At 55.3% G+C, this 15742-nt stretch carries 6 protein-coding genes; all 6 read left to right on the forward strand.

Annotated elements, in window-relative coordinates; all coding sequences use genetic code 11:
* Nucleotides 1-156 precede the first annotated feature (156 nt).
* Complete coding sequence (locus AR306_RS11710; RefSeq protein WP_101497729.1) at nt 157-5436, forward strand: DEAD/DEAH box helicase; 5280 nt, start codon at nt 157-159, stop codon at nt 5434-5436.
* Nucleotides 5433-8207 (forward strand): helicase-related protein, encoded by a 2775-nt coding sequence (locus tag AR306_RS11715; protein ID WP_101497730.1) that lies wholly within the window; start codon nt 5433-5435, stop codon nt 8205-8207. The genes AR306_RS11710 and AR306_RS11715 overlap by 4 nt, the downstream gene beginning before the upstream one ends.
* 103 nt (nt 8208-8310) lie before the next feature.
* Complete coding sequence (locus tag AR306_RS11720) at nt 8311-12405, forward strand: Eco57I restriction-modification methylase domain-containing protein (RefSeq protein ID WP_101497731.1); 4095 nt, start codon at nt 8311-8313, stop codon at nt 12403-12405.
* Nucleotides 12402-13418: a nucleoid-associated protein gene (locus tag AR306_RS11725; protein WP_101497732.1), complete on the forward strand. Its 1017-nt coding sequence runs from the start codon at nt 12402-12404 to the stop codon at nt 13416-13418. The genes AR306_RS11720 and AR306_RS11725 overlap by 4 nt, the downstream gene beginning before the upstream one ends.
* Entirely contained in the window at nt 13411-14328 is a 918-nt protein-coding gene (gapS4a, locus tag AR306_RS11730; RefSeq protein WP_101497733.1) for a GapS4a family protein, read from the forward strand. Before AR306_RS11725 ends, gapS4a begins: the two co-directional genes overlap by 8 nt.
* 1 nt (nt 14329) lies before the next feature.
* A complete protein-coding gene (gapS4b, locus tag AR306_RS11735) occupies nt 14330-15478 on the forward strand; it encodes a GapS4b family protein (RefSeq protein ID WP_101497734.1) in 1149 nt (382 codons plus the stop codon).
* The last annotated feature ends 264 nt before the right edge of the window (nt 15479-15742 follow it).

The raw sequence follows: 15742 nt of genomic DNA on the forward strand, positions 1-15742 counted from the left end.
GCACTTACATGTAACAGCCAGTATTCAGGGCTCATTTTCCAGCCCTCGACCAACACCTTGGTAGCATTTGTGGCATAGTTAGCCGATTAACAAAATCAAACCTGGCCAACAGACGGCCACCCACCGGCACCGTCCGGCTGCATAAAGGAATGACAGATGGAAAACGTCTTTGATTTTCGCAACGAGCTGATCAGTGAATACAGCGCCTTTTCACGCAGCTTTGCCAAAATTGCAGCGGCGGATATCAAACAGCTGGTGGAAGCCGAATACGTCAATGGCCGCTACTGGCCTGATCCCCTAATCCAGATCAACCCCAACTACCAGCGTCAGGGCACTATTCAGGAGCTGGCTGCTCAGGGTGTTGTACATGCCCAATGTGCTGAAATCTTCCGCACCGGCAAGAATGAGGGGCGCTGTGATGAGCTGAGCCTGTTCAAGCACCAGATGGAAGCGCTAGCCAAAGGCCAATCCAAACAAAGCTACGTAGTCACCACCGGTACCGGCTCGGGCAAGTCCCTGTCCTTTTTTATCCCCGTGGTCGATGCCATTCTCAAGGGCAAAGACCAGGCCCCCAAGCCCCGTACTCGCGCCATCGTCATTTATCCGATGAACGCCCTGGCCAACAGCCAGCTGGAAGAACTGGACAAGTTTCTCACTGGCATGAATCCACAGCCGTTTACGGTTGCCCGTTATACCGGCCAGGAAACACGGGAAGAGCGCGAACGCATTGCCAACAACCCGCCGGATATTCTGCTCACTAACTTCATGATGTTGGAGCTGATTCTTACCCGTTATGAAGAGGTGGACCGGCGCGTAGTGGAAAACTGCCGTGGCCTTGAGTTTTTGATTCTGGATGAACTGCATACCTACCGTGGCCGCCAGGGGGCGGACGTGGCCATTCTGGTACGTCGTCTGCGTCAGCGCATGCAGGCCAACGAACTGGTGTGCATCGGTACCTCGGCCACCATGTCCAGCACCGGCAAACAGGCCGAGCGCAACAAGGTGGTGGCTGGCGTGGCCAGCAAGCTGTTTGGCACCTCAATCAGCGCACACGACATTATTGGCGAAACGCTGGAGCGCGTAACCAACCCCGACAAAGACGTGTCAGCCATCCGCAACGAACTCAAGGCCGAAGTACTGGCCAACCAGTTCCACCTGCCGGACTACACAGCCTTTATCAACTCGCCCATGGCCATCTGGGTAGAGCTCAACCTAGGGATCGAGTTTGCCGATGGCGAACCGCCCAAGCGTGCCCAACCCAAAACACTGGCCGAAGCGGGCGAGCTGCTGGCCAAGGACACCGGCACCTCATTTGAGCAGGCAAAAACTGCCCTACAAAGTTTCCTGTTACAGGCACACGGCATTCACAACCCCCAAGGCCGTGCGCCTTTTGCCTTCAAGCTGCACCAGTTCATCAGCGGTCCCGGCAAGGTACTGACTACTCTGGAAGCGCCTGGCAGCCGTTACATCACTCTGGATGCGCAAAAGTTTGCCCCCGGCCGTCAGCAACAAAACACCTTGCTGTACAGCACGCACTTTTGCCGCGACTGTGGCCAGGAATATCATCCGGTCTGGCGTGCCGAATCCGGCAGCGTCAGTTTTAGTCCGCGTGAAATCAGTGAAACCGCAGCCGACCCCGAGCAAGAGCAGGACTTTGGCTTTCTTTGCCCCAGGCATGAGGGTCTCAATTACCACGGGCTGCTTGAAGAGTTGCCCGAACACTGGCTGGATTTCAGCAAGGCAGAACCCAAGCTCAAGTCCAGCTACAAAAATGCAGCCCCTCACGAGTACAAAGTGGATGCCGATGGCCAAACCGGACGGGGCGAAGACTTCTGGTTTGTGCCGGGCAAGTTCCGCTTTTGCCTGTCCTGTAGCCAAACCTACGATGCCCACGGCAAAGACAGCAACCGCCTGGCCAGCCTGTCCGGCGAGGGGCGCTCATCGGCCACAACCGTTTTAACGCTGGCCGCGCTGCGCCAGCTATTTGCCTTGCAAGACCTGCCCGAACACCTACCCGACCCGCGCAAGCTGCTGGGCTTTAGCGACAACCGCCAGGACGCTGCCTTACAGGCCGGCCATTTCAATGACTTCCTGTTTCTGCTTAGCTTGCGTGCCGGCCTGATTGGCGCATTGCAGCGTAACCATCAGACACTGGCAGAAGAAGAGCTGGCAGGCGCAGTCTTCAAGGCGCTTGGTTTTGACCGTACCGACGAAGAAACCCTTGGCGAATACCTGCAAAACCCCAAAGCCATGGGATTGGCTCGCCAGGAAGCCCAGCGCACCTTGCGCTTTGTACTGGGCTACCGGCTGCTGCGTGATCTGCGTCGCGGCTGGCGGTTCAACAATCCCAACCTGGAACAGCTCGGCATCTTGCAGGTTGGTTACAACCTGCTTGAAGACTTTTGTAGTGACGAGGTGTTTGCCAACACCAAAAACTCCGACTTGCGCAAACTTTCCCCCGGCAACCGGGCACACCTGAGCCGTCTATTATTCGATGAAATGCGCCGCAGCCTGTGTCTGCATAGCATCTATCTCGACCCGGCCGAACAGGACAAAAATCGTAACCGTGCCTTCAACGAGCTTCAGGAACGCTGGGGTTTTGAAACCGACGAAAAACTGGAAACCTCCCACTATCTGGTGACCGTATCGCGCCCTGAATACCGTGGGCGCAACCGCATGAATACCGTATCTGCGGCACCCAGATCACGCATTGTCCGCCTGCTCAAGCGGGCCGACTTCTGGAAAGACACCGCACTGGCCAGCCAGGTACAGGACTGGAAAGACGACGAGTGGGTTGAACTGATTGAAGACCTGCTTGAGCTGGCCCTTCATTTTGGTTACGTCAGCCGCGAACCGCTGGACAAGGACGTAACCGGCTATCGCCTGAGTGCAACCGCTTTGCAGTGGCGCTTACTCGATGATGACGGAAACAACGCCAGCAACCCGTATTTCCGCCAGCTCTATTACAGCCTGGCCGGTATGTTGTGCCAGCCAGAGCACCCGCTGTTTGTGTTTGAAGCCCAGGAGCATACCGCCCAGGTAGACGGTGGCGACCGGCAGATCCTGGAGCAGCGTTTCCGCTACACGCAAAAAGACCGTGACGACTGGCTTAAAGCTGGCAACGATCGAGCTTTGCAACGCCTGCCGGTGATGTTCTGCTCTCCCACCATGGAGCTGGGCGTGGATATTTCGGCGCTCAACACCGTTTACCTGCGCAACGTACCGCCCACGCCTGCCAACTATGCCCAGCGCAGTGGCCGAGCCGGCCGCTCCGGCCAGCAGGCGATTGTCATCACCTACTGCGCCTCGCTCAGCCCGCATGATCAATGGTTTTTCCACAACGCCAACGACATGGTGCATGGCGTAGTCAAGGCTCCCACGCTGGATCTGGGCAACCAGGAGCTGATTAAAAGCCACCTGCACGCCACCTGGCTGGCCTGTGCCGAAACCGAGCTGGAAAGCAGCATTGCCCAACTACTTGATCTGGAAACAGCTGATAAAGACCTCCTGCCTGCCCTGCAAGCCGTTCTAAACAGTGACGAAACCGGTAACAAGGCCAGACTGGCGGTACAGGCCGTGGTTGAACAACTGCAAAGCGAGCTGCAAACCAGCCTCTGGTTTAGTCCCTGCTATGTTGAGCAGGTTATCAAGGGTGCGCCCGCAGCCTTTTCTGCGGCGCTGGACCGCTGGCGCAACCTGTATGACGCCACCCAGAAACAGATGGCAATGGCCGACACCGTACTACGCAGCCATGCCTCCAGCGAGCAAGAGCGCAAAAATGCCCAGCGCCGCTACAACGATGCCAGCAACCAGCTCAGCGCACTGCTGAAAACCGGCAGCTCGCGCAACTCGGACTTCTACACCTACCGTTACCTGGCCAGCCAGGGGTTCTTGCCGGGTTACAACTTCCCGCGCTTGCCGCTGATGGCCTGGATACCCTCTCGCGGCAGCAAGGGAGGCAAAATCGACGACGGCAGCATGGTCAGCCGCCCACGTTTTCTGGCGCTCTCCGAGTTTGGCCCGCGCAGCCTTATCTACCATCAGGGGCGCATGTACCGCGTCAACCGTGCCAAGCTCAATGTCGGCAACAGCGACCATATTTCCGGCGGTAGCACACTGGCCACCATCAGTTCGCGCATTTGCAGCCAGTGCGGCTATGGCCATCTGGGTGAGCTGCACTCCCAGGAGCTGCTTACTGAGTTGTGCCAGAACTGCGATGCCCTGCTAACCGAAAGTGATTGGGTGCGCGAGTTATATCGCATCGAAACCGTAGAAACCGAGCCGGTAGAGCGCATCTCAGCCAACGAGGAAGAGCGCCAGCGTCAGGGCTTCGAGTTACAAACCACCTACCGTTTTCTACCCGGCCCCGATGGCAGCATCCAGAAACAAAAAGCACTGGTATTCAGCGCAGAAGAGCCACTGGCCGAACTGACCTATGCACCGGCTGCCCGTATCTGGCGCATCAACCGTGGCTGGCGCAGACGCAAAAACAAAGAACAACTGGGCTTTCACATCAACCCGATTACCGGCCTGTGGAGCAAACAAGACGATGCCAGCGATGACAGCGCGGCCACCATGGAAGAAAAAATCACCGAAAAAGCCCGCACCCAGCGCATCGTGCCCTTTGTCGAAGACCACCGAAACCTGCTGATCCTGCAACCACGGCAGGAGCTATCGCTGGAAGCCATGGCCACCGTGCAGGCGGCTCTCAAGCGCGGTATCGAAATGACCTTCCAGATTGAAGAGTCCGAGCTGGTGGCCGAACCGCTGCCCAGGCTGGATGAACGCCGTGGCCTGCTGTTTTATGAAGCCGCCGAAGGCGGAGCCGGCGTTCTGACCCGCCTGGCCAGCGAGCCGGAAAGTCTGGCCCAGGTGGCCGCCCGTGCGCTGGAACTGATGCACTTTACCCCGCCCGCCAAAGGCAGCTGGGATTACCAGCAACTGCCACAGCAGGAACAAACCGACGAGCTGGGCAATGCCAAATGCGAAGCGGGCTGTTATCAGTGCCTGCTGTCGTACTTTAACCAGCCGGATCACGACCATATCAACCGCCGTAACCAGCAGGCGCTGGAATTACTGGTGGCACTGGCCAATGCCAACGTCCAGCCGGCACACGGCACAACGCCAGCCAGCATCACAGCAACCGACAAGCACGACACAAACGATCTGCACAGCCAGTGGCTACAGGCATTGGCAGCACACCATTTGCCCATACCCGATACCCAGCAGGTTGCCGTAAACCAAGGCGCAGCCACTGCCGCAGGCCAATACAAGGCCGCCCGCGTACTGGTATTTTTAACCGCCCTGCATGCAGACATTGCCAGCAGCCTGCAAGAGCGTGGCTGGCAGGTGCTGGACTTTAGCCAACCGGCCCGCTGGCCTGAATCCTTTGCCGCGCTGGCCAGCCATATCCAAAAAAATCAGGACACACCATGAATCAGTTAGAGCACAACTACGCCCCCGGCAATCTGGTCCACGCCCGTGGCCGTGAGTGGGTGGTGCAAAACGAATCCACTGCCAACTGGCTCAAACTACGCCCGCTGGGTGGTACCGACGACGACATCGTTAGCCTGATTCCCGATCTGGAAATGGAGCCGGTGCGCTCCGCCACCTTTCCCTGGCCCGATCCACAGTATCCGGGCAACCACTCTGCTGCTTTATTGTTGCGCGATGCTCTGCGCTTGAATCTACGCACTGGTGCCGGCCCGTTCCGCTCCTTTGGCAATATCGCTGTCGAACCCCGCGCCTACCAATTGGTGCCGCTATTGATGGCTCTACGGCTGGATACCGTGCGCCTGCTGATTGCCGATGACGTGGGTATTGGTAAAACCATCGAGGCCGGTCTTATCGTGCGCGAACTGATGGATCGTGGCGAAATCAGCAAACTGGCCGTGCTCTGTCCGCCACACCTGGTCGAACAGTGGCAAAGCGAGCTGGAAAACCGCTTCAACCTGCAAAGCGTTGCGCTGACTTCATCCAGCGCCAGCCGTGTCGAACGGGAAATTCCCCATGGCGTGCGCCTGATGGACCATTACCCGATCATCGTGGTCAGCCTGGACTACATCAAAAGCGAGCGTCACCGCGAACACTTTCTGGCCAACGCCCCCGAATGCATCATCGTTGACGAAGCCCACACCTGCTCAACCTCCGGGCAGGGCAAACAACTGCGCTTTGAGCTGTTACAGCGACTGGCCGCTGATCAGCAACGCCACATTCTCATGCTGACCGCCACCCCCCACAGCGGCAACGAAGAAGCCTTTTACAACCTGATTTCGCTGCTCGACCCCAGGTTTGCCCAACTGCAACACAAAACCTCGGCCAATGACCCGCTGCGTCAGGAACTGGCTCGCCACTTCGTCCAGCGCCGCCGTCAGGACATCATCGAGTGGCAGGCCGAAACCAGCGACGGCACCGGCTTTCCCCGCCGTATGAAAACCGAAATCACCTACAGCCTCACCGGCCAGTGGGGTGCATTTTTCGATGCCGTGCAGGATTACTGCCGCGAGCTGGCCCACGAAATCGAACAACAGGAAGAAGGCCGCTCGCGCCTGATCTGGTACGCCACCCTGGCCCTGTTGCGCTGCGTCGCATCTTCGCCTGCCGCTGCCGTGCGCGCCCTCAGCAATCGTCTGGATACCCTCGAAAACGATAGCGACCTGCTGCACGATGACCGCCTGCACGACGGCGAAATGGATGACCTCACCGCCTCCGATATCGAGCCGCCCGCCCAGCTGGACAATCAGCCATTGCAAAACCTGATTGAAACCGCCAACAAACTCAGCGGCCCCAAAGGCGATCCCAAGCTGGCCGCCCTGATTCGCCACCTGCAGGATCAGCTGAACGATGGCTATCAGCCGGTAGTGTTTTGTCGTTATGTGGCCACCGCCCACTATGTGGCCGAGCACCTGCAAAAGGCCTTCCCCGATACCCGTATCGAAGCCGTAACCGGCGAGCAAACCCCGGAAGAACGCCGCTTGCGGGTTGAATCCATGGACGAGCACGAACGCCGCATTCTGGTCGCCACCGACTGCCTGTCCGAAGGCATCAACCTGCAACACCTATTTACTGCCGTGTTGCACTATGATTTGGCCTGGAACCCGACCCGTCACGAACAACGTGAAGGACGCGTTGACCGCTTTGGTCAGCAAGCCAGCGAAGTGCGCTGCACCATGCTCTACGGCCAGGACAACCCGGTGGACGGTTTTATCCTCAACGTTATCCTGCGCAAAGGCGAAGCCATCCAGAAAGAGCTGGGCGTACTGGTACCCATGCCTGAAGACGACACCCGCATCAATCAGGCGCTGGTACGCGCCGCCCTGATGCGCCGCAGCGGCGGTAGCGGGCCACAAACCATGGACCTGTTTTCCGACATTCAGGACAGCCTGCAACCCGTCGAAGCCCAATGGCAGGATGCACTGGAAAAAGCCCGCAAAAACCGCACCGTATTTGCCCAGCGCCGTATCCATCCGCACGAAGTGCTGCCCGAATGGGAAAAGCAGCAAGCCGCCCTGGGCACCCAGGCTGATGTGGAGCGTTTTATCCGCACCGCCACCGCCCGCCTGAACGCACCGCTAGAGCCAGCCCGCCACAACCGGTATCGCTTTCTGCCACAACAACTGCCGGAAGCCCTGCGCCTGCGCCTGAACGACGAAGGCATCAACAAGGAACAGCTAATCGACTTTAACGAGCTGCACCGCAGCCACCCGCTGGTTAGCGTACTGGCCGATCACCTGCTGGAAGAAAGCCTGCAAGAACAAAACCCCATAGCCGCCCGCTGCGCAGCCACCGAAACCGATGCCGTCGAAGTGGTGACCACCATTTACCTGCTGCGCTTGCGCCACAATCTGGAATACGTCCGCCGCCGCCAGCCCTACCAGCTAATGGCGGAAGAAACCCTCGCCGTGGCCGTACAGGGGCGCAGCAACCCGCAGTGGCTGACCGGCCCCGAAGTGAACGAGCTGCTGGAATGTGTGCCCACCGGCAACCTGGACAAAGCCCTGATCAGCCGCGAAGTTGGTCAGGCGCTGGAGTTTTTGCAAACTCAGCAGCAAAAACTGGAACAGCTGGCCAGCGAACGCGCCGAGCAACTACTGGCCGACCACAAGCGTGTGCGCGAAGCCGCCCGCGATGTTGGCCAATACAGTGTCAGTCCGTGTTTGCCGGTGGATGTAATGGGTGTTTATGTACTGCTGCCGGATGCGCTCTGATGACCCGTTTTGAACTGAAACGTCCTCCACATTTGAAAAAGCTAAAACGTACAAAAAAACCCTGCCGTCACTGGGAAGTCATCGGGGAGCACGAGTAACCACCATGAAACGCATCAACAAAGCCCGTAAAAGCACCTTCAACCTGCCTAGCCTCACCCTGGAAGGCGCACTCTTTTTGCCCGACCTGCTGGAAAAGGCCGCCCGTGGCGAAGCCATCCTGCAAAGTGCCGCCGACTACCAAACGCCCAAGGGGCTGCAACTGCGTGACGAATACAGCCGTGCCTTCCAGATTGCCAATGCCCAGTGGAAAGGCTTTACCAGCCACCAGCAACGCCAGGACGTGGACCCGTACGAGCTGACCTGCCAGTTTGTCCGCGAACTGCTCAAACACGCCTTCGGCTACCACACCATCCAGTACAGCAAACACATCGAACTGGACGAGCGCCGCTACCCCGTCAACCTGCAAGCCGGCAGCCTGCCCATTGTGGTTGCGCCCTTTACTGCCACGCTGGACGAAAGCCTGCCCCTGTTTGCCGTGGAAGGCAGCGGCAGCCGCAAAAAATCCGCCTTCCAGCTGGCGCAAGAGCTGCTTAACGCCAGCCCGGACCACCACTGGGCGCTGGTCACCAACGGCAGACAAATCCGTCTGCTGCACAACGCCGCCAGCCTGACCCGCCCCAGCTTTCTGGAAATCGACCTACAAGACATCCTGCAAGGCCAGCGTTTCAGCGAATTTGCCAGCGCCTGGCGCTTGCTGCACGCCAGCCGTGCCCCCAACTCCGGCCTGCCGCTGGCCGAAGGCGACACAGACCCCCAGACCATCTGGGCGCAATGGCGACAGCAAGGTCAGGAACAGGGCACCCGCGTGCGTGACGGCCTGCGCCACGGCGTCGAACAAGCCCTGATCGCCTTGGGGCAGGGTTTTCTGGAACACCCCGACAACCAAGCCCTGCGCACTGCACTGGACGACGGTAGCCTGAGCCGTGATCAATACTTCCAGCAACTGCTGCGCCTGGTTTACCGGCTGATTTTCGTCTTCACCCTGGAAGAGCGCGGCCTGCTGCACCCCCAGGATGACAGCGCCGAAGCCCTGAACGCCCGTCAGGCCTATGCCGAAGGCTATGCCCTGGCTCGCCTGCGCGAGCTGTGCCTCAAGCGCCGCGCCCACAACCGTTTTGACGACCACTGGCAAGCCATCCGCATCGTCTTTCGTGGCCTGCAACAGGGCCAGCCACTGCTGGCGCTGCCCGCGCTGGGCGGCCTGTTTGCCGCCGACCAGTGCCCGCAACTGGATCAGGCCAAACTCAGCAACCAGTATTTCCTCACCGTGATCCGTCACCTGCGCTGGGCGCAAATCGTCCAGGGCAAAACCACCACCTACAGCCCCGTGGACTACCGCAACATGGGGCCGGAAGAGCTGGGCAGCGTTTATGAAAGCCTGCTGGAGCTGGTGCCCAGCATCAGCCTGAGCGCGCGCCGCTTCGGTTTTGTCGGCCTCACCGAAGAAGGCAGTACCGCCGGCAACGCCCGCAAACTCACCGGCAGCTACTACACCCCCGACAGCCTGGTGCAAGAGCTGATCAAAAGCGCACTGGAACCGGTGATTGCCCAGCGCCTGCAAGACAACCCGGAAAATCCCGCCGCTGCGCTGCTGTCCATCCGCGTCATCGACCCCGCTTGCGGCAGCGGCCACTTTTTGCTGGCTGCCGCCCGCCGTCTGGCCGAACAACTCGCCGAGCTGCGCAGCCAGGCCAGCGGCCACGACGGTGCAGTCAGCCCGCAGGATTACCGCCACGCCCTGCGCCAAGTCGTCACCCACTGCATTTTCGGGGTGGACCGTAACCCCATGGCCATCGAATTGGCACGCATGGCGCTCTGGCTGGAAGGCTTTGAAGAAGGCCGCCCGCTGGGCTTCCTCAACCACCACCTGCAAGTGGGCGATGCCCTGCTGGGGCTAACCGACCTGAGCGTGCTGGAACAGGGCATCAGCAAGGATGCCTACAAAGCCCTCAGCGGCGACGACAAAGAAGTGTGCAAACAACTGGCCGCCAGCAACCGTCAGGCGCTCAAACAGCTGGAGACCATGCAGAAAACGCCCCAGTTCAGCCTGCCACTGGCGCAGGAAGACAGCCTCAGCAGCCTGCAACGCATCGAGTCCCTGCCACAAAACAGCCTGCAAGAAATTGCCGCCAAGGAAAGCGCCTGGCGCGAGTTTTTAGAGCAAACCCGCACCAGCCCGCTACGCAACGCCGCCGACATGCTGGTGGCTGCCTATCTGCTGCCCAAGCTGCCACACACCCAGCAGCAGATTCCCACCACCGCCAGCCTGCTGCTGGAGCTGATCAGCGATGCCGACAGCCACAACGCCCAGCATCTTGCTCAGCGGCAAGCCGCGCTGGATGCCTGCCAGCACGCCAGCGTATTTCACTGGCCGCTGGCCTTTCCGCAGGTATTTGCCCAGGGTGGTTTTGACTGTGTGCTGGGTAATCCGCCGTGGGAGCGCATCAAGCTGCAAGAAGAAGAGTTCTTTGCCAGCCGCAGCGCCGACATTGCCCAGGCCAAAAACAAGGCCGAACGCAGCCAGCGCATCCAGTGGCTCAGTGAGGGCATGCTGGCCCGCCACCTTTACCCCGAGCTGGCCCACACAGCCGACGCCGATGAAGCCGAAAAACGGCTGTATCAGGAATTTGTCAGCGCCCGCCGCACCGCCGAAGCCGCCAGCATTTTTGTACATGTGAAGGAAAACGAAGGCGGGCGCTACCCGCTGACCGGTGTGGGGGATGTAAATACCTATGCGCTGTTTGCTGAAACCATTTTGCAAATCACCAAAGCAGAACAGGGCTTTGCCGGCTTTATCGTGCCTACCGGTATTGCCACCGACGCATCCACAAAAGCCTATTTCGCCAACCTCACTCAATCGAGCAGACTAGTAAGTCTTTATGACTTTGATAACTCCGACCGCATATTTCCCGCAGTCGCAACATTGGTTAGATTCTCTCTTGTAACTATAGGTGAGTCCAAAACAGCCACGTTCGCCTTCCTCCTTAAGAAAGTTGAAGATATTAATGACAACAGGAGGCGATTTACTCTATCCCCAGAAGACTTCCGCCTCATCAACCCCAACACACTCACCTGCCCGGTATTCCGCAGTAAACGCGATGCGGAGCTGACTAAAAAGCTCTACCGTTCTGCACCCGTGCTGATGCGCGATGCCGTGATCGAAGGAGAAGGGAAACAGGCCAAGGTTTTGAAGGCCCCGCAAAATCCATGGGGAATTTCGTTTATGGCAATGTTCCACATGTCGAACGATAGCCACCTCTTTCTAACGAGCGAAGACATACACAAAGAAGAAAAAGTGGAAGTCGGCAATGCGAAACTTGACGGGTACCTTCCTCTCTACGAAGCAAAAATGATGACCCTATATGATCATCGATTTGGTAGTTATCCTTACGGGGCGACTGATGATACACGAGCACTTCCCAGACTCTCAATTGAGCAATATTCAGACCCTTTCTTTGAAGTGAACCCGAGATTTTATGTAAACTCCAGTGATGTGAAAAAACGACTTGGGGCAAGCGCAGATAATTGGTTCTTGTGCTTTCGCTCAATGAGCAATCATTCCAACGTTAGAAGATTTATATCCAGCGTATTGCCATTTTCCGCTATAGGGAATAGCTTGATTCTTGTGAGGCCAACCCCTCCCCTTTCAGGCAGAAAGATGGCATGCCTTATCGCAAATCTTGGATCAATAATAATTGATGTAATTGCACGATGGAAAGTGAGCGGAACAAACCTGAACTTATTTTTTGTCCAACAATTCCCTGTCTTGCCACCTGACTTCTATTCAGAAATGGATGAGGAGTTCATTGTAAGCAGAGTTGTTGAACTCACATATACCACTCATAGCTTAAAAAAGTTTGCGGAAGACTTGGGTTTTCAAGGAGCTCCATTTTCCTGGAGCCCATCGCGCAGGCTTCAACTTCGCGCAGAGCTAGACGCCTATTACGCTCGACTCTATGGCCTTACTCGCGAAGATCTCTGTTATATCCTTGATCCTTCTGACGTAGCCGGCGATGACTATCCCTCCGAAACATTCCGTGTACTTAAGGAGAGGGAGGTTAGCGAGTTTGGAGAATACCGTACACGAAAGCTAGTGCTGGAGGCGTGGGATAAATTAAAACTTGGGGAGCTGGCATGAAGTCAATAGAAATTGGTGAAACGGTTGTTGAGAATGTCATCCTACATCAGATTGGCAATCGCCTACGAGAAGAGCCGCTGATTCTGGCAGTTCAATGCTTCGACATCACAGAAAGCATCGCAAACCTGATACTTGGTGGCTATCTACGAGGCATCGTCAGCGATAAAAATCAGTACATGCTTACCCATGAAAGCGATATGGTGCTGAATGATGTGGCTCACCATGTATCTTCTTTCTTTTCTAGAAAAATCTCTTTCATAGAGCTTTCTAGGAACTTGGCTGCACATCTTTACGCTTCGGCGCACCATCCCAACATCGCATCAGGTGATTTATTTGTCATTTTGTTTGACAAGCTGAAACTAGATGGGAAGTACAAATCTGCCATCGGGGTTTACAAGGCGGAATCAAAACAGCAATACATTTCTACCCGTGCCAATGGCGAAAACAGGCAACTCGAAGTATCAAGCGGCATCAACCCTGACTTAATTGACAAAGGCGTTCTCATTGTTGAGGACTCTGAAATTGTTTATGCCATCGATCGCCTGAGCAGCCGCACAAAATACTGGATTGAGGATTTTCTGAAAGCGAAGCAGGTTCCCAATGAGAACACAAAAACAGCCGTTGCTGCCGGGTTGATAGAGAAGGTTCGAGACAACATCGAAAGCCCCGTGGCGAGGCAGGACTTCTGCCGAGAAGTCATTGCCTTGTGTGAAGACCGAGATGAAGTACCTAGCGATGAGATCAGGACGGTGTCAGAGAAATATGTTTCCCCCGAGATCTGGGGCACAGAGCTGGCTAGAATCACCGAACGCAAGGGGCTGGTGGATACCGGCGAAATCAATGTGCCGACCAGAAATCTTCAGACCAAGCTGAAAAAGATGTTTAACCGCATCAACCTGGGCCAGGACATTGGATTGATACTGCCGGACAACCTTTCGTTCAATAATGCAAACTTCACGGATGACGAAGAAACCATCCAAATAAGCATAACGCTGGAGAAGAAAAATGGGTGAGTTATCGAAGACATCTGGTGAGAATGGCGAGAAGATTACAGAAGAACTCCTGAAACTGATTGGGTGGAGCAATCTCCTGAAGGGTGTTAGCATTCCATGTAATAAAGCAGCACACGATAGGCAAACGCATGGCAATGATTTTGTGTTCGTCTATGATAACCCGCTTCATGACAGCCGGACTGATGTTGTTTATATCTCCTCAAAAAATGCCAAAAATGGCTACCCAAAAGGAGACCAGAGTGTCAGGACGATGTTCAAAAATCACTTATCAGAGCTTGATGAGATAGTTTCCTGCTCAAAAATAAGCTCTCAAATCAATCAAGCGATACAAGCTGTTGGTGGGCGCAAACAAAAGAAACATATAGGCCTACTCGTATGGATGCATGGAGACAGGGCAACACTGGATAAAGACATCAAACCAGCGCTAAGCAATATCCAGTTGAGCTTATCCTCAAATTGCCCCTTGTATCTTGTGGATATGGCGCGTGCCTCATTTATCAAAGAGGCGATTAGCCACTTCAAAAGTAGCACACAAGGGCAGCAATATCATTTCTATTACCCCAAGCTTGGAAATGTCATAGCAAACGCAGATGAACGATACGGCGATTTGCTGCCAATCGAGCTTTTGGCATCAGACCTTATTCCATTTCGGTTTATGCTGGGGGAAAAGCCATCTCTTTGCCTGTATGCCAAACAAGCATTCTCGGAAGAATCCTTGAAAAAGCTTTGCAGCCTAGCCTTCGACTTTGCGGATGGCTGGGTACAGGATATTTTCATAGGTCTGGAAAGCTACCACCCGGCAGACGACAAGCAAGTTAAAGATGCCGTTCTGATGGCCTTTCGGGAAAGGAAAGCAAGCATCAAGGTGTTTTGCTACAAAGAATCCGTTCTCGATCTTTTGGAGTACTGATATGGATAATCCGGCTAAGCAATTTGATTATGAACGGGCCATGCTCTGGGGAGATCGTTTAAGAGTACTACTCAATAGCGATCACATCAGTAATGGCGAAATTACTGAAACACTGAGGGAAAAGGGCATATTTATTGGTAGCGGTGAAAAGTCCGAAACCGTACCACTGTTGAGCGCCTGCCTTTTAACTCCAAATGAGTTCACGAACCTTGTCGAAAAATCATTCGTTCGTGAATCTGGAAAGAAATACTCATCTAGCAAGTTTAAACTGACAGCCTCAGATTCCGATTGGAAAACGGAAATTCAAAATAATTTTGAATCGGTGATAGAGGGTATCAAGCTAGGGGATGATCGGGAGTTTGCTTCTGAACCAGCTCTCTCGGTTGATCCCGACGGAAACGTAAGAATCACATACTCCGTACGAGTGCTCGACTTCAGCAAGGACTGGATAAACCGAGAAATCACTTACCCAGGCGAAGTTCTTCTTAAGCAAGCCGATAATGACTTGGAAATTGAAGTCAACAAATCCAGAACATCACAAGATACCAATAAGCTCAATGATGCTATCACCGGCGCTATCGGAAAATTCTATAAATCAAAAGGCATTACCACGGATGAAAAGCCAGAGTCAATTTTGTTTGATGATTTCACGAACAATGAGCGGATCAGATTTTTTCTGCAATTGACATCTGTCAATACAGCCGAGTTCTCCTTCAAAGAGATTGGAAACTTCGAAATTATTCGAGATCAAGAGGCAGGGGCGCTACCAAAAGAGGAGAGAATTGAGTGGATGGATGGGCATGTCAACAAGGTACAAATAAAAGGAAGTGATCTTGGAAAAATCTTTCTTCTCAAGGAGGAAAGCTATTATCAGTACTACTATCTGATAAAAATGACGGCTACCTATGCCTTCAAATTCGGTGCAAGCGCTGGCGACTGCGGCATTGAATTTGCTTTTTCTGGAAAAACGTCAAGAGACGATAATTACTCTGGGACGGTCTTTGACTTCAGCATTGAGCGACTCCCGCGCGTGGAGGAAGGAAGCAAGATTCGGGTCAGAAAGGATATTATCCAAAGAACACAAGCAGCAATAGATGCGGCTTTCAAGCATGTTAAGTCACCTGCTGTTACCGACTTGGAAGGAGAGTAGTGCCGTATGTTGACTCATCTTAAGCTGGAGAACTTCAAGATCTGGCGCAGCACGGGGCCTGTGCGACTTGCTCCGATTACTCTGCTGCTGGGCACTAATTCATCGGGAAAGTCCAGCCTGATCCAAAGCCTGCTGCTTATCCGACAGACCGGAACGAGCAACGCGCCAAGCTGGTACGCGCCGGTTTTGTGCAAAGCATCGAAGAACACTGGAGCCGTCGCCCGCTGGAGTGGAACCGGGTGGACTGGGAGAAGAATCAGGGCA

The organism is Thiopseudomonas denitrificans (genome assembly GCF_002866065.1).
Lineage (GTDB): Bacteria > Pseudomonadota > Gammaproteobacteria > Pseudomonadales > Pseudomonadaceae > Thiopseudomonas > Thiopseudomonas denitrificans.